Genomic DNA, 22,478 nt, shown 5'->3' with positions numbered 1-22,478 from the left:
TTAATAGTTAGTTTCTATATTTAAAAATTTAGCATCTCCCCACAATCCTTCAATATCGTAATGCTCACGGATTCTTTTTTGGAAGATATGTACCACAACATCTACATAGTCAATCAATATCCATTCTGCATTCATCTCTCCTTCCACATGCCATGGTTTTACATGTCCCTCAGCTTGACTTACAACTCGTTGTACCGCTCCCGAAATAGCACTCACTTGGGTGTTTGAGGAACCGTTACATAAAACGAAATAATCGCAAACAGAGTTCTCTATTTCGCGTAAATCCATAATAGTAATGTCCGTTCCTTTTACTTTTTCAATACCTTCGATAATATTACTAATTAGTTGATTAGATGTAATCTCTTTATTCTGTGTCATTTATTTTTAATAATTTCTATTACTATGAAACGGCAAATATACTGTTTTTTCGGAGATAATCACTTAAAAAAAATATAAAATTTGAATTTCTGAAAAAACACAAAAGAAATTGTTACTTATCCTTAGCTATCAGATTAAGAATGGATAAACAAGAGTTTTTTTTGAAAATTGAATTTCAATAGCACTTAAATTTTGATTGAGTTATTACGGAATCACATGTTTACACAAGTAGAATTTAGCAAATACACATGTTAAAGTTTTGTTATTTTTTTAAACAGTTCAGGTGATATTTTTGACCGTTCGTGCAAAAAAAATACCGTTCACGTTTGAATTTTGACCGTTCGCGTAAATTTTAACATTTCTATTTTTATACAAGATTTGCTGTTTTAAAAGAAAAATTATTCCTTTGTAGTGTGAAAATAAAGATAAAATTAACTAAAACGAAGTAATAAAACTAACGTTTAGGTAATTGTAGTAAGTTTTGGATTAAGTATAAAATTAATAATGAATTATATATGAAAAATAAATTAAAATTTAGCTTTATTTTGTTAACAGCAATTTTAATAGTTGTAAGCTGTAAAAAGGATGATTCAAACACTTCTGAATTCTATGTAAAAGCACAAGTAGGAGGTGTGGAACACGAAGCTTCAGGTGAATATTGTTTTTTTATTGATACAGGCTTCGGAGTTACGATAACAGGAGGTGACAAATATGCTTTCATGATTCCTTCGATGGAAGTGGGTACATATAAATTTTCTGATAACATAGTATCTTTCGGAACTGTTTATATTGATGGAGTTTATGGAGGATATACGGATTCAACCGATGGAAGTTTAATTATCACAAAATACGACAAGGACGCAAAAGTGATTGAAGGAACTTTTCAGTTTGTTGGAACGAACGGAGATATTACAAAGAAAGTTACTAACGGTTCATTTCGTTGTAAACAACAAGATGTGTCAAAGTTAAAACCGTAGTTTTAAGCTAAAAAACAATAAGTCAAATACTTGAATCTAAGAATTTTAAAAATGTTATAAATAAGTTGTTTAATTAAAAAAAAGAAGAAAATGAAAAAAGTTGCTTTAATTGTAGCCCTTGTTTTAGGGTTTGGAATGGTTGCTCAAGCACAAACTAAAATTGGTATCCACGGAGGGTTTGATGTAGAGGGAAAAAATCCCATAATCGGTGTGAATGCTGAGATTGGGATTATGGACAAACTCACGGTAGCTCCTGATGTAGGGTATCTTATGTTAGATAAAGTTGAGGGAGTAAATTCCCTTGGGTTAGAGTTCAATGCCAATGGTCATTACTACTTCTACGACAAAGATACTTTTAAGTTTTTTGGTTTAGCAGGGGTTGGATACAATTATTTTAAATCAAGTTCGGAAATCTTAGGAGTTAAATACGAGTTTAGTGGAGGGAATTTCGGAGTGAATGTTGGAGCAGGTATGTCTTACGCTTTATCCTCAAACTTGGATCTTTTCAGCACAGTGAAATACACCATTAGAACAGGGTCTTCTCTTGGAGTTCATGTAGGTCTTAGATATGCTTTTTAGTAAATTTCTCAACAAGTTCTTATAGTTAGACTAACATCTCCTTTCGGTTTTTTATCATTAAATAATAATACCTTAAGGAGATGTTTCTTAAGAAATTATGCTAAAAAGATTTAAAACACAATGTAATAAAAAAATGAAGCATATGAAAAATTATTTAAAATTTAGTTTTTTCCTACTGGCAGTAGTCGTAGCTGTTGTGGGATGTAAAAAAGATGATTCTGACAACACGGGCGAGTCTGGAAGTTCTGATTATTACGTAAAAGCAGAAGTTGACGGTAAAAAACATGAAGTTACAGGAGCAACTTTTTGTTCCTATACAGTTTCTGCGGGAAAAATTAGCGTAAATGGAGTGAAAGGTAACGAATTTGTTTTTACACTTACAGCACCTGCCAAAGAAGGTGTATTTAAATTTGGGGGAGAAGAATTAGCCTTGGGAGGCGTAACTTTTGGAAATGACAGATTTACTAGTTTGGCAGATGGAACAATAACCATCAAAAAATTCGATGAAAAAGCAAAGATAGTTGAAGGTACATTCGAATTTAACGCAAAAAGTGATGACGGTAGTGTAACCAAAAAAGTAACTAACGGTTCATTCCGATGTAAATCGTTGTTATAATTGATTTTTCTTTCATAGACAAGTCTTTATTGTTAGACTTTGATTTCCATCTCCTCATGATAACTGTTATCTGAGGAGATGTTTTTATGATGTTACACTTGAGGGTTGAATCTAAGCAATGTAACACCTTCAAAAAAAATTTGTTCAAAGCGAACCATTTACGTATATTTGCAACATTTGTAATTAAAAACTTCAAGTTATCAAAAGATTTCGTAAAATAGCGTTCCGAGTAATGTGGATAACCCTTTTATTTTTTGGGGTTCTATTACTTTTGTTGGCATTGCCAGTAACTCAAACGTTCATAGCCCAAAAGGTTGTTAACAGGCTTAACCAAGATTTTGATGTAGACATACAAATCGAGAAAATTCATCTGAAATACAATGGAGATGTAGCTGTTAAGGGGGTCTTGATTAAAGATTTTCGTGCTGATACACTTATTGCAACCAAACAGCTACAAACGTCGATTTTAAATGTTAGACAATGGATTAAAGGTGATTTGTACTTTGGTGATATTGAAGCAGATGATTTGGTTTTTCATATGAAAACCCACAAGGGAGATACTTTGTCAAATTTAGAGGTATTTGTATCAAAATTTGATTCAGGAGAACCCAGTTCAGGCGATTTTGTAATGAAGGCAAAAACCATACGGTTGAATGGGAGCCATTGCTATATTTCCGATGAAAATCAAGAAAATCCAATACTGTTCCAAGCTGAAAACCTTAATATGAAACTTAAGGATTTCCAGTTGTTAGGAGCTAATGTGTTCTTTGATATGGAACAAGGAAGTTTTATATTTGATAAATCATTGAAAGTTAGCGATCTACAAACTTCTTTTTTCTACACCGATACTTTGGTACAGGCTAAAGATATGATTCTAAAAACCGAAAAAACAACAGTTGAAGGTACATTGAAAATATATCCTCATGAAGGAGGCTTTGTTGATTTTGCTGATAAAGTGGTGTTAGATGTAGAACTTCCTAAAGCGACCATTTCGACTCGTGATTTGAATACTTTTTACGATGGATTTGTAGCAGGTAAATCATTAATAGTTAATGATTTACATTTTAAAGGAACTTTGAATAAATTTGTAATAGATCAAGGAAATATTACGTACCAGAATACGCTCATTGGAGGAAATTTATCCTTTGAAAACCTATTACGAGAAGATAAAAAAATCATTATTCAAGGCAAGGGAGTGAATTTCGAATCTATTTATAATGATTTGGCAACTCTGATGCCTGTGGAATTAGGACAAAACATGCCTGTGGAATTGCAGAATTTAGGAATGTTTTCACTTACGGGAGATTTTGTATATGGCACTTCGCATCTGGATGCTAACCTAAGGATGACTTCGCAACGAGGAAATGCAACTTTTGAAGGAAAATTAAGCAACTTGGAGCAAACGGAAAATTTAGCATATGAAGGGCGAATTTCAACACAAGCATTTAACATAGGGGCTTTAATAAAGCAACGTATTTTAGGGAATTTGTCGGCTGATTTGGTAGTTCAAGGTAAAGGAACCGACTTTAAAACCATGGAAATGAATGCGTATGGAAAGATAAATTCTTTACGATTTAATGGATATGACTATAAAAAAATTAATATTGAAGGAAAGTTAACCAAGCAATTGTTCAATGGTTTGGTAGTAGCTAATGACCCTAATTTGAATATGAAATTTGGAGGATTAGCTGATTTCTCATCTATAAAACCTACCTTTGATTTCAAAGCAGACATTCAAAAGGCGGATTTGTACCAGCTCAAGGTATCCGAAAGTGATACGATTTCAAAACTAAAAGGAAGGGTGCATATAGACATACAAGGAATTGAGGTTGATGACATTGTAGGGAAGGTTAGCTTTGAAAATGCAGTATATGAAAATTCGCATAATATTTTTACTTTCAATGATTTTGATATTACTTCTACCATTTATGATACAGGAGAGAAAGAAATCAAAATAAATTCAACTGATATTATTAGCGGAAGTATTCGTGGAAAGTACAAAATGGCGGAGATGAAAAAAATCATCCAAAATGCTTTGGGAAGTGTTTACATGCACTACAATCCATATAAAATTGATGAAAATCAGTATATAGACTTCAACTTTAGTATTTACAATAAAATTGTAGAAGTTTTTGTACCAGAGTTGAAAATTGGAAGAAATACCACTCTCAAAGGAAAAATTGTTCCAGATGATGGAAGTTTTAAAATGCAACTGAAATCGCCTGAAATTAATGCCTTTGATTATCAAGCAGATGGGTTGAAACTTACGGTAGATAACCAAAATACGCTCTATAATGCCTTTTTTGAAGTTGGAAAATTAGATTTAGGAATTTATGACATAAAGGATTTTAACCTCATTAGCCGTGTGGTCAATGATACTTTGTTTTTCCGTTCCGAATTTAACGGAGGTGAGTCAGAAAAAGACAATTATCAGTTAAATTTCTTCTATACCTTAAATGAGAAACAGGAATCGAGTATCGGATTTAAAAAGTCAGAAATCAATTTCAGAGGCAATCAATGGTTTATCAATCGCGAAAATGCTGAAGGAACAAACAAGGTGACTATCGACCGTAAAGCGGATACCATTAAGATTCATAATTTTAGAATCGCTCACCGTAACCAGCATGTTAATCTTAGTGGTGTGTTAACTGATGAGTATAAACAACTACACACAGTGGCAAACAATGTGTCGCTTGATAAGGTGTTACCCGAACTTAAAGGATTAAATCTGCAAGGAACTCTCAACGGTCACTTGTCGCTGGTGCAAAAAGGAAAACTGTATTATCCATCATCGGATGTGTTTATCCGAAATTTTCGTTTGAACGGTTATGACTATGGAGATTTAGAAGCTAGTATTTTCGGAAATGCGGATCTTTCTGTTTTCAAACTCAATGCTCATTTTGTAAATGGAAAAACACAAGGTTTCCAAATGAATGGAGATATTAAGCTTGATTCTAACAAAGGTACTTTTGTAGATGTTGATGCCCATTTTAGACAGTTCAACTTAGCTCCTTTCAATCCGTTTTTGGAGGGTATTTTCTATGATCTACGAGGAAGTTTGTTGGGAGATATAAAAATTGAAGGAAGTATTGAAAATCCTACGATGAACGGAGAACTTGCTATTGAGAAGGGAGGAGTTGGAATTACATATCTGAATTTGAATGCTGATATCAACGATAAAGCAAAAATTTTTATTAGAAATCAAACTTTCGAAATTGATGATTGGACACTTACCGATACAGCACATAAAACCCAAGCGTTACTCAATGGTAGCATACGTCATAATAAGTTGTCGGACTGGTTTTTTGATTTGAACATCAAAACATTAGGTGATAAATTCTTAGTTTTAAACACAGGCTACACCGATGATGCTCTTTTCTACGGAACAGGATTCATTAACGGAAATGCATCCATTCGTGGAGCGTTAGATGAGTTAGTGATTTCGGTCAAAGCGGTTACCCAAGAGGGGACACAGTTTAAAATTCCATTGAGTGATATGGAAAGTGTAGGGGACGATTCTTTCATTACTTTTATTGAAAAAGAAAATCCGAAGGTGAAAAAAGAACGTGTTTTGGAGTCAGTTAAAGGGCTTGAACTACGTTTTGAAATGGACGTGTTACCATCAACTGAGGTTGAAATTATTTTAGATAAAAAAACGGGAAGTAACTTAGTGGGAACAGGTGCCGGAACCTTACTTATTGAAATCAATACTAATGGTAAGTTCAACATGTGGGGTGACTTTATTACCTATTCAGGATATTACAATTTTAAATTTGAAAATCTGATTGATAAACGATTTACCGTGCTTCCTGGAGGTTCAATTTCATGGAGTGGTGATCCGCTAAAAGCCGTGTTGCGAAATTTGAAAGCTGCCTATACTTTGAATGCCAATCCAGGAGTGTTGTTGGAATCTTCACAATACAATCGAAAGATAGCTACTCAGGTCATTATCAGTCTCGAAGGAGAGTTGATGCAACCAGAACCCGTTTTTGACATTGCTTTCCCTGATAGTGGGCAAGGTTTGGTATCGGAACTTAATTATCGTTTGGAAGATAAGGACAGAAAACAACTACAAGCCTTTTCACTTTTAGCTCAAGGTTCCTTTATGAGTGAGCGGAATACGGATAATCGTTTGGTAGCCTATAACTTATTTGAAACAGCAGCGGGGCTTTTCAATCAGTTACTGTCGGATGAGGACAATAAGCTAAATTTAGGTGTTTCTTACGAAGCAGGAATGGTTGATAGTTCTTCTGACATAACCAATGACGACCGATTAGGATTTACGATTTCTACACAAATTACTGATAGAGTTCTCTTTAACGGAAAAGTAGGTATTCCTGTTGGAGGGGTGAAACGCACTGCCGTAGCAGGAAATGGAGAAGTAATATTCCAACTGAACCCCCAAGGAAATTTGACAGCTAAGGTGTTTGTACGAGAAAATGAATGGCAAGAGTACTTGGTGGACAGAATTGGGTATGTTTACGGAACAGGTATTACCTATAATGTTGATTTTAATACGTTTAAAGAGTTGATAAATAAGGTTCTCGGAAGAAAAGAAGAGGAATAGAGCAAATAAGAAAAAAAATCGTTTAGCTACAAAAACACAATAGTTCAAAAAATGAATAAAAATTTGAATCCAAATAAAGAAAACTATTCGGCTCAAGAGTTGGATATTGAACGAGCTTTACGTCCGTTGTCGTTTGACGATTTTTCGGGACAAGAAGCTATTTTGGAGAACCTTACTGTATTTGTAAAAGCAGCTAATATGCGAGGAGAGGCTCTTGATCATACTCTTTTTCACGGTCCTCCTGGCTTGGGAAAAACCACTTTGGCTCATATTTTAGCTAATGAGTTGGGTGTGGGCATCAAAATTACTTCAGGGCCTGTACTCGACAAACCAGGTGATTTGGCAGGACTTCTAACAAATTTACAAGAACGTGATGTGTTGTTCATTGACGAAATTCACCGATTGAGTCCCATAGTTGAGGAATACCTCTATTCCGCTATGGAGGATTACAAAATTGATATAATGATAGAATCAGGGCCTAATGCTCGAACAGTACAAATTAATTTGAACCCTTTTACTTTGGTAGGAGCAACCACACGTTCGGGATTACTTACCGCTCCGATGCGAGCTCGTTTTGGTATTCAAAGCCGATTGCAATACTACACTACCGAACTACTTGCTGACATCGTCCAACGAAGTGCTTCGATTTTGAAAGTGCTCATTTCAACGGAAGCTGCTATTGAATTAGCAAGTCGAAGTAGAGGAACTCCACGTATTGCCAATGCGTTGCTGCGTCGAATCCGAGATTTTGCCCAAATCAAAGGTAACGGAAAAATTGATATGGAAATCACCCGCTTTGGATTAAAAGCTCTTAATGTTGATGCTCATGGTTTGGACGAAATGGATAATAAAATACTTGCTACTCTAATAGATAAGTTCAAAGGAGGGCCTGTAGGTATAACTACCTTAGCTACAGCTGTTTCGGAAAGTCCTGAAACTATCGAAGAGGTTTATGAACCATTCCTCATTCAAGAGGGATTCATCGTGAGAACACCTCGTGGTAGAGAGGTTACCGATTTGGCATATAAACATTTAGGTAAGGTAAATCCGAATGTACAAGGAAAATTATTTTAAATTATGAGAAAAATATGAAACTAACATACGTATATGTCTTTTTGGTTTTCTTGCTATCTTTTGAACTTATGGCTCAGGAAGATAAAACAAAAAACGAAGGAATTACCTTTAAATCAATGCGTTCTGCCAAAAAGAAAGACAGTATTACTTTCACAGCAAACGACTATAAAATAATCAGCTATATGCGTGATACTATAGCCGTCGATACTACTTTATCCATAAAGAAATACTATAAAAGTAATGTTTGGCAGAAAGATATATTTGGAAAAATGCCTTTCTCAAACATGGCACAACCTTATAATACAATGGTTTACGACCATATTCAGCAGGACTATCTTGCTTCTATGGGTGCTGAAGCTAAAAAACAACTTTATCTTACTACTGAAGATATAAAATATTATCTATTACCCACCCCTTTGACCGAACTTTCTTACCGTTCGGGAATGGAACAAGGACAGATGGCAAACGCTTTATTTTCAGTAAATTTAAAACCAAATATTAATGTTTTTATTGGATACAGAGGACTGCGTTCTTTGGGAAAATATCAGCAGATTTTGGTTAGCAATGGAAATCTCAGAATAGGAGGTTCCTACATATCTCCGAATAAGAAATATACTCTCTTTGCCCATTATGCAGGACATGATATTGAAAGTCAAGAAAATGGAGGGATTACTTCCTTGGAGCAGTTCGAATCTGCCGACAAGCAATTCAGGAATAGAGCTGTAATGGATGTGAATCTGTCGGAAGCTACCAATCTACGTGAAAGTAAACGTTATTTTTTTCAACAGGATTACGCTTTTTTACGCAATCGGGATTCGTTAGCTTCCTACAAGCAGATTCGTTTGCGTCATCGGTTTTTGTACGAAACCGAATACTACAAATTTAACCAAGCCTCAGCAAGTGAGTTTTTTGGAGAATCTTATGTGTCTGCTAATATCAACGACCGAATGCAGTTACAAAAGATGATTAACACCGTGGGTGCTGAACTTGAGTTGCCTTATCTGGGAAAAACATTCGTGTACGGGAATGCTTATTTCTATAATTATTTTTTCCGTAATGCTTTTTACAAATCGGGAGTACTGCAACGCTATCAAATTAAGGATACTGATCTAAGTTTAGCCATGCAATGGAATAAAAAAGTAGCTGGATTTGTAATTGATGCTGAAGGGGAACAGACATTTGTGGGTAAAATGACGGGAACCAAATTGCACGGAAAACTATCCTATAATTTTGATAAAAAAAATGGAATCACAGCTGGAATAAGCCTCCATTCGACAATGCCTAATTTCAATTTTTTATTGTACCAAAGTGATTATAAGAACTATAATTGGGATAATTACGGTTCTTTTGGCAAAGAAAATAGGCAAAGTTTGTACGGAGATTTAAAAACTCAATGGGGAAATGCTTCCGTAAGTATTTCAAACATAAATAATTATACTTTCTTTCAACTCCAACCTGCTCAGAGAGATGAACGGGAGCAATCGGTTCCTGTACAATATTCGGGGAATATACAATATCTGAAAGTCAAATTAGAAAAAGAATTCGCTTTTAGAAAATTCCGATTGGACAATACAGTTCTTTACCAGAATGTAGTTCAGAATGACTTAGTATTGAACGTTCCTAACTTTGTTACACGCAATGCCTTCTACTACGCTTCGGATTTATTTAATAAAGCGATGTACTTAGAAACAGGTTTGGGATTAAATTACTTCACGAAATATTATTCCAATCGTTACAACCCTCTTTTAGCAGAATTTGAAGTGCAAACCACTGAAAAAACCGGAGGTTTTCCAATGGTCGATTTCTTTTTGAATGCAAAAGTGCGAACCATGCGGATATACTTTATGATAGAACATTTCAATCCCTTTTTGATGGACAGAGTTTTTAAAAACCCACAGTATAATTACTATTCAGCACCACAGCAACCCTATCGTGATGTTATTTTACGTTTGGGAATTTCGTGGAATTTATTTTCGTAAATTACCTTTGGCATCATCTTTTGACAACAGAAATTTTTTTTTAAAAAATACACTCCTTTCCAACCTCTGGAAAGGAGATTTCGTTTATATGGATAGAAAAGCAAATGAACTTATGGCGAAAACCATCAATATAGCATTCGAACAGCGACATGTCATCGAACGTGCTAAGCAAAACGACCGTTTGGCTCAAAAACAACTCTATGACGCTTATGCTCCTACTTTATTGAGCATCTGCCGACTATACATCAAAGATGAACATTTTGCTGAAGATATTTTAGTAAAAGCCTTTTTTAAAATACTTACTCATTTACATGCCTACGAAGAAAAACAACACTTTTTTGCATGGATGCGAAAAATTATTGTAAATGAATGTATTGATTTTCAAAGGAGTAAAATTCAAAAAGTAACGTATTCCGAATGGGATGATTCTTTAGATTCTTTAGATGAATTAAGTAGCAACCATCAATTTGAAGAGGAATATATTCAATCATTTATTGATGAATTGCCTGTCGGATGTCGTCTTGTTTTCAACTTGTATGTATTTGAAGATTATGATCATAAACATATTTCCAACGAGTTAGGCATTTCTGTTGGAACATCAAAATCGCAATTGGCATATGCTAAAAAGTTATTGAAAGAAAAATTAAACAAAAAAACAATTCACAATGGAAAATCATCTGAAAAAAAATATAAAAGAAACTTTTAAGAACCGAACTATCACTCCCAAACGCGATTTGTGGAGTGAATTAGAACAACAGCTTGATCAACAACAGGCATCTACTATGCGAAAAACAAGATACTATGCCCTGGCGGGTTGTTTAACGATACTAATTGCTGTAGGATTATGGTTTATGAAACCATTTTCTGAAAATCAAATTATTGAAAATCAAATTGTTAAATCAGGGGTGAAGTTAGAGAATGAGATAAAAAATCAGCCAGAAAACCTGAAAGAAACATTTGATGTAATACCTCAAAAAGCTATTGTTATTCAAGATAGTAATTCCTCCAAAAAGACTAATTCTTCTATTAAAAATCAAAGAGATAAGGAATTAGATGCTTATATAGACGAGGTGTTGAGTGATGTGTCAGCAGATAAGATGATCGCACTGCTCAATCAAGATGTATCCTTTGAGAGTAAAGTAGATAGTATCTATCAGGCGATGAACTTTCAAAATATTTCTGCCGAAGAATTGCTGTTAATTGCCTCAACAGAAATAAATATTGACCAATACGTTGAATCGAAAATCAATGTCGATACAATGTTACAAGAGTCTGATAAAGAGACTTTTAAAGATCGTATAAAACAATTTTTCGACAAAGTTTCTACCGAATATGACAAATTGAAATACGCACTTTCTAATGATTAATCTAAAAAATATATACCAATGAAAAACACAATTTTAGTAACAATTACTCTTTTATGTTTAGGGAGTTTGAAAGCTCAAAAAAAAGAAAGTCAAGCTATTGAACAAGCAAAACAAGCCATAGACTCTGTTATTACGGCTGAGAAAAAACTGTTAAAACAAAAACTTGTTTTGATTGATGATATGGTGGACAAGAAAGAAGTGTCCAAAGATGAAGGCGAACGATTGCGAAGACAAATCGCCGAAGAAAGCCGTAGGAACATACAAACTAAAACAGCCTTAGAAAGGGAGAAACTCATTACTATTTTAAGATCTAAAACCATCACAACGGATTCAATTGTAAACAGTGAAGCCTATATGAAAGCTCTTGCTAAATTAGATTCATTGATAGAAAAACCAGTGGAAGAAACCCCAAAAAAGGATACTCACGAAAAAATTGTGATAAACGATGAAATCTACTACATTAAAGCCACTGGAGAAAGAGCAGAGAAAAGTCAAATTGTAAGAATATACAACCGTTACCGTACGTCCAAAGGAGGATTTAACTTTGCTTTGGGATTCCACACGCTAAATGGTAGTGAAAACTTTGGAGGGGATAAATTCAGAGTCTGGGGGTCAAAATCGGTTGAGATTGGTTATTCTCGAAATGTTAGGGTGTTTAAAAACAGTAATTTACTTCATCTAAATTATGGTGTATCATGGGTGATGAACAAATTAAAAATGAAGAACAACGATTACTTTGTAGCCAATAGTGATGGTACAACCACCATTGAACCATTCCGAACTTCACTAAATAAATCAAAATTTAAAAACTTTTATTTGACTCTACCTGTAAATTTGGAAATTGACTTAACGCCAAGCTATGAGAAAAATGGGAAAACGTATTATCCCTATAAAAGGAACTTTCGTGCAGGAATAGGGGCATACGTAGGTGTACTTTTAAATTCCAAACAAGTGTTGTGCTACCAAGAAAATCGAGGAGTTCGTGATGTAAACAAAGGGAATTTCCATGTAAATGACTGGATATATGGAATTTCTGCTCACTTCGGTTACAGATCTTCGGTATTCTATGCTAAATATAATTTAGTTCCATTATTCCGAAACAATTCAGTGAAAGAATATCCATTATCCTTAGGCATACGTTTTGGCGGATAAAATTGTGCATACTATGTAATTTTCTCATCGAAGGAAGCGTTTTAATTCTTTTATATGTTTTCTTACAATAAAAAAATACATTTAATTTGCGAGATTCGAAAATAAGTTGCATATTTGCAACCCTAAATGAGAGGAGGTGTATAGACTATGTTAATAATACCAATTAAAGACGGAGAAAGCATTGATAAAGCTTTAAAACGCTATAAAAGAAAATTTGACAGAACAGGAGTTGTGCGTCAACTTCGTGAAAGACAACATTTTACAAAACCTTCTGTAAAAAGAAGAAGTCAATTGCAACGCGCTCAGTACATCCAACATTTGAAAGATCAAGAGGAAGTATAATGAAAAAAAAGCGTATGCTATTGTAAAATATAAAAGCAATATAATCAATTGGTTATATTGCTTTTTATATTTCTCTATCCAATTTGAAATTAATCAATGGAACTCACTTTTTTATACGAAAACACCCCTTTCCCATCAGTTGAAAAAGCGGTAGAAGGCATAGTAGCCTTTGGAGGAAATCTGACCTGTAAACGACTACTCGAAGCCTATCGCAAAGGAATTTTCCCTTGGTACAGTGACGAAGATCCCATTCTATGGTGGTCACCCGATCCACGATTCGTACTTTTCCCAAAAGAGTTACATGTTTCTAAAAACATGAGAAAGTTACTAAAAAAGAAACCTTACAAAGTGACTTACAATCAACATTTTAAAGAAATCATCACTCAATGTGCCAGTATTTCACGCAAAGGTCAAGATAGCACATGGATTCATCCTGAAATAATTGAAGCCTACATCGAACTCCACTATCAAGGGTTTGCCTATTCGGTTGAAGTTTGGGAAAATGAGGAACTTGTTGGGGGACTTTATGGCATTAAATTGAACGGGATTTTTTGTGGAGAAAGTATGTTTAGCAAACGAAACAATGCTTCTCAGTATGGCTTCATTGTCTTCTTGCAAGAACATCCCGAAATTGAATTAGTCGATTGTCAAATTCACAGTGAATACTTGGAAAAAATGGGGGCTAAAGAAATTCCACGTGCTACTTTTTTAGACATTTTGTCCAAACTAATAGAACAAGCATAATTTATAATTCATAATTAGACATATTATTCCTATATTTGCCATCTGTTTTTTGTTACTATGGAAAAAAATTATAGAATGTTAGCCAAAACTTTTTTTGGTTTTGAAGATATTTTAGCTGATGAGCTTCGGAATTTAGGAGCTACAAACGTTGAAAAAGGAGTTCGTGTAGTATCTTTTGAAGGAGATAAAGGATTCATGTACAAAGCTAATTTGTGTTTGAGAACTGCCTTAAAAGTCTTGAAGCCAATTACTAAATTTTTTATCCGAACAGAGAAAGACTACTATCAGAAACTGTATGATTTTCAATGGGAGAGATATTTCTCTGTTAATCAAACATTTGCTATTTCTGTTACCTTACAAACGGACATGTTCAATCATTCTCAATATGTTGGTCTACGAGCTAAAGATGCCATAGTAGATAGATTTCGTGAAAAAATAGGGAAACGCCCAAATGTAGACACATTACACCCTGATTTACAACTACATATACATATTCAAAAAAATGAAGTTACCGTTTCATTGGACAGTTCAGGGGCTTCGTTACACCATCGAGGTTATCGCTCGGCGACCAATATAGCCCCCATCAACGAGGTACTTGCCGCTGGAATTTTATTGTTGAGTGGTTGGCAAGGCCAATCTGATTTTCTGGATCCAATGTGCGGCAGTGGTACATTTTTAATTGAAGCAGCTATGATCGCCTGCAATATCCCTCCTAATATCCATCGTCGTGAATTCGCGTTTGAGAAATGGAACGACTATGATGCTGATTTGTTTGAAAAAATTTTCGACAGTAGCCTAAAAAAAACGAGAGAGTTCAATTACCAATTAGTTGGCTATGACAAAGCTCCATCGGCAGTGGCGAAAGCTAAGGAAAATCTAAAAAATGCGAACCTGTCGGATTATATCGAAATTCGTCAGAAAAATTTCTTTGAAACTGAAAAAGAAGATAAAAAGAGACCTTTATTTGTAGCATTCAATCCTCCGTACAATGAACGGTTACATATTGATGTACAAAAATTTTACGAATCAATTGGGAACACGCTTAAAAACAAATATCCAAACACCGACGCTTGGTTCATCACTTCAAATTTAGAAGCATTAAAATTCGTAGGATTACGTCCATCCCGAAAAATAAAGCTTTTTAATGGGAAATTAGAAAGCAAACTTCTCAATTACAAGATGTATGAAGGAAGTAAAAAGGCGAAATTCGACCTGTAGAGACACAGCTTTTGCGTCTCTACAGTTGATTTGTCTAACTATTAACTATTTTCTCTTGTCGATTGATTGACTCTTGATGGATGGCTTTGTATATTTTTGAGATAAATTCTTCACTCAATCCTCGTTGCTGTCCTTCGACAATCATCTTTCCTAAAATGGTGTACCAACGAGAGTTTTGAAGTACCGCTACGTTTTTCTCACGTTTTAACTTCCCAATACTGTCGGAAAAGGTCATACGTTTCTTGAGAAGGTCAAGCAGTTGATCGTCAATAACATCAATGTTTGATCGTAATTCGGTTAAAGTGTTTTGATAATCTTCTTCCGAGGTTGTTTTCTTGCGAACCTGCAATTGCTTAATGATTTCCGTTAGTTTTTTTGGGGTAACTTGCTGAGCCGCATCACTCCATGCTTGATCTGGAGAAATGTGTGTTTCAATCATCAACCCATCAAAGTTGAGATCTAAAGCAGTTTGCGATACATCAAAAATCATCTCACGATTCCCAGTAATATGCGAAGGGTCACAAAGTAACGGAAGATCAGGAAATTTGTTCTGCAATTCAATTGCTATTTGCCATTCTGGGATATTTCTGTATTTTGTTTTTTCGTACGTAGAAAACCCTCGATGGATAACACCTAAGTTCTTAACACCTGCGCGTTGCAAACGCTCTAAAGCTCCAATCCATAATGGTAAATCTGGATTCACTGGATTCTTAACTAAAATAATTTTATCCGTATTCCTTAACTCATCAGCAATTTCTTGAATAATGAAAGGACTTACGGTGGAACGAGCTCCTATCCAAAGCATATCAATATCATGCTCTAAGGCAAGTTTTACATGGTCTTTGTTGGCTACTTCAGTAGCTACTTTCATACCCGTTTCTTGCTTTACTCTTTGCAACCACTTCAAACCTAAAGCCCCAACTCCTTCAAACATGCCAGGACGTGTACGAGGTTTCCAAATACCTGCTCTAAAGAAAGATACTTTAGTGTTTTTCAATTCCCAAGCGATGCTTAGCACTTGCTCTTCAGTTTCAGCACTACAAGGTCCAGCAATCACCAACGGATGTGGTAACTGCAAATCATCCAACCATTTTCTGTTTTCTTCGGTTATGTTCATGTCAAGTTTTTTGTGTATAATTTCTATAAAATAAAGTAATCACCAAATAAAGTTTGGAGACTCACAATATCAAAAGAATTTTTTATTTCAAAATCTTAAGGCACAAAGATAATTAAAAAAAGCATATATGTTTACAGTCCAAATCATTATTTTGCTAAAAATCACAATTTTTCTGGTTCTATTTGTTTTTTCGAATACATGTAAATTTATAGTACTTCTTAATAGTAAAGTTAGATGTTGACAAAGATATGTTATTGATGAACAATATTTTACCCTCCTAAAAAGATGTAGCTTAAAACTTTCAGAACCATAAAGTTGTTTTTCTTTTTAGAAATTTGTAACTTTGAGGCTTTAAAAAAATATAATTATAATTCATTACATACGATGAAAACCATAGACAATTTTAATTTCAAAGACAAAAAAGCGTTGATCCGTGTGGATTTCAACGTGCCTTTAGACGAGAATTTTAAAGTAACTGATACAACGCGTATCGAGGCAGCAAAACCAACCATCGAAAAAATATTGAAAGATGGAGGTAGTGTAGTTTTAATGAGCCACTTAGGTCGTCCAAAAGGAGAAAGAAATGACAAATACTCACTCAGACATATTGTGGATGAAGTTTCTAAAGTATTAGGAAAATCTGTTCAATTTGTTGACGACTGTGTAGGTGAAAAAGTAGAAAAAGTGGTTGCAGGTCTTCCTGCTGGAAGTATTCTTTTGCTTGAAAACCTACGTTTCTATGCTGAAGAAGAAAAAGGAAACGAAGAGTTTTCTAGCAAATTAGCAAAATTGGGAGATATCTACGTAAACGACGCTTTTGGAACAGCACACCGAGCTCATGCATCGACCACAATCGTTGCAAAATTCTTTCCGAATAACAAATGCTTCGGATATTTATTAGCTAAAGAAATCGAAAGTATTGATAAAGTGATGAAATCAGGAGAAAAACCTGTAACTGCTATTTTAGGAGGTTCGAAAGTGTCTTCAAAAATAACCATCATCGAAAATATCTTGGATAAAGTAAACCACTTGATTATCGGTGGAGGTATGGCATATACATTCATTAAAGCACAAGGAGGTAAAGTAGGAAATTCTATATGCGAAGATGATAAATTGCAATTAGCATTAGATATTTTAGCAAAAGCGAAAAGCAAAGGAGTTGAAGTACATCTACCCGTAGACGTGGTTGCAGCCGATGATTTCAGCAATGATGCTAAAACACAAGAAGTGGATATTACCAACATTCCTGACGGATGGCAAGGATTAGACGCAGGTACAAAAAGTTTAGCGAATTTTAAAGAGGTTATATTAAAGTCAAAAACAATCCTTTGGAATGGGCCAGTGGGAGTTTTCGAAATGCCTACATTTGCTAAAGGAACTATCGAAATAGGTAATTTCATTGATGAGGCTACCAAAAAAGGAGCTTTCTCACTTGTGGGAGGTGGAGATTCAGTAGCAGCTGTGAAACAATTTGGTTTTGAGAACAAAGTAAGCTATGTTTCTACAGGTGGAGGTGCCATGTTAGAAAGTCTTGAAGGGTTAGTACTTCCAGGAATTCAAGCAATTTACGAGTAATCTCACTAAATAAACATAAAAAGAAACGACAATTCCCTATATAAACTATAAGGGATTGTCGTTTCTGCATTGTACTCAGATAATATAAAAATAATCCTATGAAAACTTTCAGTAGGTAGATTGCATAAATAGTTACATATTTCATATCTTTGTCCACATAAATTTTGTATATAAATGAAACTAAGAACTGTTTTGAACCTCGGACTGATTTTATTAGTTCTCGCTTTTTTCGTAACTCCTTTGGGATATGAAAGTAAGATAATCTTACAACGGATATTTTCCAGCTCGGTTGAAGTTCTTCCTACCAATGAACAATATAAAATTGACTTTGATTGGAAATTAAAAGACCGAGATAATAAAGAGTTCAACTTTTCTCAGTCAGAAGGAAAGAAACCTTCCTTTGTTTATTTCTGGTCATCGTGGCGAGTTACCAGTGTTGCCGACTTATCTGGCATACAAAAGCTCTACAATGACTACAAAGAGAAAGTTGATTTCTATATAATTACTAATGAATTGCCTTCTCCGGTAGAAGAATTAATGTCCAAGAGAGGTTATAACTTTAAAGTGACTTATTTAATCATAGGTGAGAAAATGCCTTTTGATGCAGAAAAAATACCTTCGGGATATATCATTGACAAACACGGAGTTGTCCGAGCAAAAAGCGAACGAATTGCAAATTGGAATAGTGATAAAGTTCGCAGTTTGTTAGATACCATTTCAAAGTAACTTTCAAAGAAATTCTAACTATTTTTCAACCACTTACGGATTAATAATAAGAAAATCTTATACCAACATACGTATAATTTAATTGTATATATGTTGGTATTTGAATTATATGTGCTATTTTTGCCAACAAAACCTGATATATATCATATATTTAGCTTTTTTTTAGAAAGTAATCAAAACATAAAACACAATGATTCAAGTATCTGAACAAGCAAAAAAGAAACTAATTTCCTTAATGGAAGATGATAATTTCGACCCTACAACTGATTTTGTACGTGTGGGCGTAAAAAGCGGTGGTTGTAGTGGACTTTCCTACGAACTCAAATTCGACAAAACTACTGACGCCGATGATAAAATATTTGAAAACAACGGAATACGCATTGCTGTAAACAAAAAAAGTTTTCTCTATTTAGTAGGTACAATCCTTGAATATTCAGGTGGACTTAACGGAAAAGGCTTTGTATTCAACAATCCCAACGCTAACCGAACTTGTGGCTGCGGGGAAAGTTTTTCGTTGTAAGATTATTATTCATTCAAAGATTTAAAGATTAAATAATTAAAAAAAATATGGCACAGGAGTTTGAAAGTTTTAGAGTCTATAAAGAAACTTTAGCTCTAACCCAAAAAGTCTTTGAATTGTTAAATCATCAACATTTGAAAAATGAATTTGAATTTTCTAATCAGATGAAACGTGCTGTTTTATCTATTTCAAATAATATTGCAGAAGGTTCAGAGTATAATAACAACGCACAATTTGTACGTTTTTTAAAATATGCAAAGGGAAGTTGTGCAGAAGTAAGAAATATGCTTAATATTTGTAACGAAATTTACCACATCAATACAGAAGATTTAAAAGAGCATTGCAGAGAGATATCCGTTCAGCTTTCGAAATTTATTGATTATTTAAAAAATAATGATAACAAACGAAGCAAATAATTGATTAAACCTAATACGATTGATTCTCTCCTCATTTATTTTTTTAATCTTTTAATCATTTAATTTTTTAATCAAAGAAAAATGGCAAAATACACAGAAGACGATTTACGTGACGAACTACAAACCAAGGAATATGCCTATGGTTTTTATACCGATATCGAAGCTGAAACATTCCCAAAAGGGCTCAATGAGGAAATTGTAATTGCGATTTCCAAAAAGAAAAACGAGCCTGAATGGATGACCAATTGGCGTCTCGAATCCTTCCGCATTTGGAAAGAAATGGAAGAACCTGAGTGGGCAAATGTGAAATACGAAAAACCTAATTTCCAAGACATTTCGTATTATTCCGCACCCAAGCAGAAACCTCAATACGAAAGTTTAGATGAAGTAGACCCAAAACTTCTTGAAACTTTTAACAAATTGGGTATTTCCATTGAGGAGCAGAAACGTTTAACAGGCGTTGCCCCTGTTGCGATGGACATCGTGATGGATTCCGTTTCGGTGGCGACAACTTTCAAAAAGACGTTAGCAGAAAAAGGAATCATATTCTGTTCTATCTCCGAAGCCATTCAAGAACACCCCGAATTGGTGAAAAAATACATCGGCTCTGTCGTACCTAAAACCGACAATTTCTATGCTGCCCTGAACTCGGCGGTATTTTCCGACGGCTCTTTCTGTTATGTTCCCAAAGGGGTGCGTTGTCCGATGGAACTTTCTACCTATTTCCGAATCAATCAGGCAGGTACAGGACAGTTCGAGCGTACTCTAGTAATTGCCGATGAAGGCAGCTATGTATCTTATCTTGAAGGATGTACCGCTCCGCAACGTGACGAAAACCAATTACACGCTGCCGTAGTGGAGCTCATAGCTTTGGACAATGCCGAGATAAAATACTCTACCGTTCAGAATTGGTTCCCGGGGGATAAAGATGGTAAAGGAGGGGTTTTCAATTTTGTAACCAAACGCGGACTATGTGAAAAGAACGCTAAAATATCTTGGACGCAGGTTGAGACAGGTTCCGCAGTGACGTGGAAATATCCATCGTGTGTACTCAAAGGTGATAATTCGATTGGGGAATTTTACTCCATCGCCGTAACCAATCACTTCCAACAGGCGGATACAGGAACCAAAATGATTCACTTAGGGAAAAACACTCGTTCGACTATTATTTCAAAAGGGATTTCTGCCGGACAATCGCAGAATTCTTATCGAGGATTGGTGAAAGTTAGTCCGAATGCCGAGAATGCACGAAACTTCTCGCAATGTGATTCCCTTTTGATGGGCAACGAGTGCGGAGCTCATACCTTCCCGTACATCGAAGCGAAAAACAAAACTGCTCAAATAGAACACGAAGCCACAACCTCGAAAATTGGGGAAGACCAAATTTTCTACTGCAACCAACGCGGTATCGACACGGAAAAAGCCATCGCCCTAATTGTAAACGGCTTCAGCAAGGAGGTTTTAAACAAACTCCCAATGGAATTTGCCGTAGAAGCTCAGAAATTATTAGAAATCTCTTTGGAAGGAAGCGTCGGATAGGTCGAGAGGCTCGACACCCAATAATCTTTTTCAAAAAGAAAGATGAAAAAGCCAAGTTTCAAGCTATTTTTCACAGAAAACAACCATAACAAGGCGTTAATACAGTAGGGGTGTATTGCAATACACCCTTACATCGTTTAAAATAATGTAATATAAAGCATTTCCCTATAGAGATAAAGTGTATTTCATCAAAATATTTTGTTTTTCTACAAGGGATGAGACAAATCCCTAAAGGGATGGAACATTTTTTATCAGGGATAATGTATTTCCCTAAAGGGATGAGCAATATCCTTAATGGTACAAGGCATTTCCCTAAAGGGATGAACAATATCCTTAATGGTACAAGGCATTTCCCTAAAGGGATAGAGTGTTCCCCTAAAGGGATAGAGTGTTTCCCTAAGGGGATAGAGTGTTTCCCTAAGGGGATAGAGTGTTTCCCTAAGGGGATGAACAATATCCCTAAAGAGATGGACAATATCCCTAATAGTACAAGGCATTTCCTTGTAGAGGCGAAAGATATTTCGCCCGTATATTGTGTAGGACGATATGATATAAAATATTTCCCCGTAGGGGCAAAACATCTTTTGCCCTTACATTGTGCATAGTGATGTGATATGAGATGTTTCCCCGTAGGGGCGTATTGCAATACGCCCGTACATTATGTAAAGCGATTATGATATAAGATATTTCCCGTAGGGGCGTATTGCAATACGCCCGTACATTATGCAGGACAATATGATGTAAGATATTCCCCGTAGGGGCAAAACATCTTTTGTCCTTACATTGTGCATAGTGATGTGATATGAGATGTTTCCCCGTAGGGGCGTATTGCAATACGCCCGTACATTATGTAGAGCAATTATGATATAAGATATTTTGCCCGTACATTGTATAGAGCAATGTGATATAAGGTGTTTTTTAAGCAATATAGATATAAATTAACATCAGCAGAAATACAATCCACGTTACAAAAACAAAGAGTGTTGATAAATACGTTCATAAAAAGCTGATAATAAGTAATATTTGGCTCGATATTTGCTTGTATTTTAATGGAATAGCCCAAAAACTAATGGATAACAAAGGTGGAAGGCTTAAACGGAATATTAACCATTAAAATCGAATTATTATGGCAAGGAAATCGTATGCAGAAAACATCAAATCTGTAAAGTTAATGATTGATGGGCTTAGAAATCACAAGGATAATCTACCCGCAGGGATTGATGAGGCTTTTATCGATGAGTTGGAAGCCTTAAAGAACAAAGTCGAAACCCTAAACAGCGAACAAGAGAAGCTCAAAGCCGATTTAAAATCGAAAACTGAGGAGTTCGACAAGCAACTCAAGCTGCTTACCGACAAACAATCGGTTGCTCGGAAAAGAGCCAAGATGGATTATCAGCAAAGTCAGTGGCGAGAATTCGGTATTGAGGATAAAAGATAAGTCCGCAAGGTGGTACAAAACAAAAAAATGTAGGGGCGGAAAACGTTTCGCCCGTACATTGTGTATAGCAATGTGATATGAGGTGTTTTCCTGTAGGGGCGTATTGCAATACGCCCGTACATTATGTAGAGCAATGTGATATGAAATATTTCCC

At 35.1% G+C, this 22,478-nt stretch carries 21 protein-coding genes; 19 read left to right on the top strand and 2 right to left on the bottom strand.

Going from position 1 to position 22,478, the window contains the following annotated elements:
* The gene (rsfS, locus tag CGC52_RS09100; RefSeq protein WP_042343896.1) at positions 1-378 is read right to left on the bottom strand and encodes a ribosome silencing factor; all 378 of its coding nucleotides are present in this window, start codon (positions 376-378) and stop codon (positions 1-3) included.
* A 515-nt stretch (positions 379-893) separates the two neighbouring features.
* Here rsfS and CGC52_RS09095 point away from each other — a divergent pair.
* The 12 genes from CGC52_RS09095 (at position 894) to CGC52_RS09040 (ending at position 14,993) form a co-directional block, all read left to right on the top strand.
* The gene (locus tag CGC52_RS09095) at positions 894-1,355 is read left to right on the top strand and encodes a DUF6252 family protein (protein ID WP_042343897.1); all 462 of its coding nucleotides are present in this window, start codon (positions 894-896) and stop codon (positions 1,353-1,355) included.
* 90 nt (positions 1,356-1,445) lie between these two features.
* Positions 1,446-1,934 carry an outer membrane protein gene (locus CGC52_RS09090; protein ID WP_042343898.1) on the top strand — a complete coding sequence of 163 codons (489 nt, stop codon included), beginning with the start codon at positions 1,446-1,448 and terminating at the stop codon, positions 1,932-1,934.
* A 142-nt stretch (positions 1,935-2,076) separates the two neighbouring features.
* Positions 2,077-2,550: a DUF6252 family protein gene (locus tag CGC52_RS09085; protein ID WP_095894167.1), complete on the top strand. Its 474-nt coding sequence runs from the start codon at positions 2,077-2,079 to the stop codon at positions 2,548-2,550.
* 232 nt (positions 2,551-2,782) lie between these two features.
* Positions 2,783-7,117, top strand: a complete 4,335-nt coding sequence (locus CGC52_RS09080) for a translocation/assembly module TamB (protein WP_095894166.1) — start codon at positions 2,783-2,785, stop codon at positions 7,115-7,117.
* Between the two features lie 51 nt (positions 7,118-7,168).
* The gene (ruvB, locus tag CGC52_RS09075; RefSeq protein WP_095894165.1) at positions 7,169-8,191 is read left to right on the top strand and encodes a Holliday junction branch migration DNA helicase RuvB; all 1,023 of its coding nucleotides are present in this window, start codon (positions 7,169-7,171) and stop codon (positions 8,189-8,191) included.
* A 14-nt stretch (positions 8,192-8,205) separates the two neighbouring features.
* Positions 8,206-10,170: a putative porin gene (locus CGC52_RS09070; protein WP_095894164.1), complete on the top strand. Its 1,965-nt coding sequence runs from the start codon at positions 8,206-8,208 to the stop codon at positions 10,168-10,170.
* 112 nt (positions 10,171-10,282) lie between these two features.
* Entirely contained in the window at positions 10,283-10,876 is a 594-nt protein-coding gene (locus CGC52_RS09065) for an RNA polymerase sigma factor (RefSeq protein WP_042347423.1), read from the top strand.
* Positions 10,836-11,537: a hypothetical protein gene (locus CGC52_RS09060; protein WP_095894163.1), complete on the top strand. Its 702-nt coding sequence runs from the start codon at positions 10,836-10,838 to the stop codon at positions 11,535-11,537. Before CGC52_RS09065 ends, CGC52_RS09060 begins: the two co-directional genes overlap by 41 nt.
* An 18-nt stretch (positions 11,538-11,555) precedes the next feature.
* Entirely contained in the window at positions 11,556-12,689 is a 1,134-nt protein-coding gene (locus tag CGC52_RS09055; protein WP_095894162.1) for a hypothetical protein, read from the top strand.
* A 147-nt stretch (positions 12,690-12,836) separates the two neighbouring features.
* Positions 12,837-13,031 (top strand): 30S ribosomal protein S21, encoded by a 195-nt coding sequence (rpsU, locus tag CGC52_RS09050; RefSeq protein ID WP_042007653.1) that lies wholly within the window; start codon positions 12,837-12,839, stop codon positions 13,029-13,031.
* A 96-nt stretch (positions 13,032-13,127) separates the two neighbouring features.
* Positions 13,128-13,775 (top strand): leucyl/phenylalanyl-tRNA--protein transferase, encoded by a 648-nt coding sequence (aat, locus tag CGC52_RS09045; RefSeq protein ID WP_095894161.1) that lies wholly within the window; start codon positions 13,128-13,130, stop codon positions 13,773-13,775.
* 57 nt (positions 13,776-13,832) lie between these two features.
* The gene (locus CGC52_RS09040) at positions 13,833-14,993 is read left to right on the top strand and encodes a class I SAM-dependent RNA methyltransferase (protein ID WP_042007648.1); all 1,161 of its coding nucleotides are present in this window, start codon (positions 13,833-13,835) and stop codon (positions 14,991-14,993) included.
* A 34-nt stretch (positions 14,994-15,027) separates the two neighbouring features.
* Here CGC52_RS09040 and CGC52_RS09035 read toward each other — a convergent pair whose 3' ends face one another.
* Positions 15,028-16,110 carry a bifunctional 3-deoxy-7-phosphoheptulonate synthase/chorismate mutase type II gene (locus CGC52_RS09035; RefSeq protein ID WP_042007646.1) on the bottom strand — a complete coding sequence of 361 codons (1,083 nt, stop codon included), beginning with the start codon at positions 16,108-16,110 and terminating at the stop codon, positions 15,028-15,030.
* A gap of 384 nt (positions 16,111-16,494) precedes the next feature.
* Between CGC52_RS09035 and pgk the strand changes: the two genes are divergently transcribed.
* The 7 genes from pgk to CGC52_RS09000 all read left to right on the top strand — a co-directional run bounded on the left by pgk (position 16,495) and on the right by CGC52_RS09000 (position 22,324).
* A complete protein-coding gene (gene pgk / locus CGC52_RS09030) occupies positions 16,495-17,685 on the top strand; it encodes a phosphoglycerate kinase (RefSeq protein ID WP_095894160.1) in 1,191 nt (396 codons plus the stop codon).
* A gap of 174 nt (positions 17,686-17,859) precedes the next feature.
* Complete coding sequence (locus tag CGC52_RS09025; protein WP_095894159.1) at positions 17,860-18,411, top strand: redoxin domain-containing protein; 552 nt, start codon at positions 17,860-17,862, stop codon at positions 18,409-18,411.
* A 190-nt stretch (positions 18,412-18,601) separates the two neighbouring features.
* Positions 18,602-18,931, top strand: coding sequence for an iron-sulfur cluster assembly accessory protein (locus tag CGC52_RS09020; RefSeq protein WP_041986634.1), 330 nt, complete (start codon positions 18,602-18,604; stop codon positions 18,929-18,931).
* A gap of 47 nt (positions 18,932-18,978) precedes the next feature.
* Entirely contained in the window at positions 18,979-19,347 is a 369-nt protein-coding gene (locus CGC52_RS09015; protein WP_042007633.1) for a four helix bundle protein, read from the top strand.
* Between the two features lie 81 nt (positions 19,348-19,428).
* Complete coding sequence (sufB, locus tag CGC52_RS09010; protein WP_095894158.1) at positions 19,429-20,886, top strand: Fe-S cluster assembly protein SufB; 1,458 nt, start codon at positions 19,429-19,431, stop codon at positions 20,884-20,886.
* 236 nt (positions 20,887-21,122) lie between these two features.
* Positions 21,123-21,491, top strand: coding sequence for a hypothetical protein (locus CGC52_RS11375; RefSeq protein WP_232751812.1), 369 nt, complete (start codon positions 21,123-21,125; stop codon positions 21,489-21,491).
* Positions 21,492-22,012: 521 nt separating this feature from the next.
* Positions 22,013-22,324 (top strand): hypothetical protein, encoded by a 312-nt coding sequence (locus CGC52_RS09000; RefSeq protein ID WP_013998037.1) that lies wholly within the window; start codon positions 22,013-22,015, stop codon positions 22,322-22,324.
* Positions 22,325-22,478: the final 154 nt, after the last annotated feature.

The sequence above is a fragment of the Capnocytophaga sp. H2931 genome (genome assembly GCF_002302535.1).
Taxonomy (GTDB): domain Bacteria; phylum Bacteroidota; class Bacteroidia; order Flavobacteriales; family Flavobacteriaceae; genus Capnocytophaga; species Capnocytophaga canis.
This window is presented reverse-complemented; position numbering and strand designations above follow the sequence as displayed.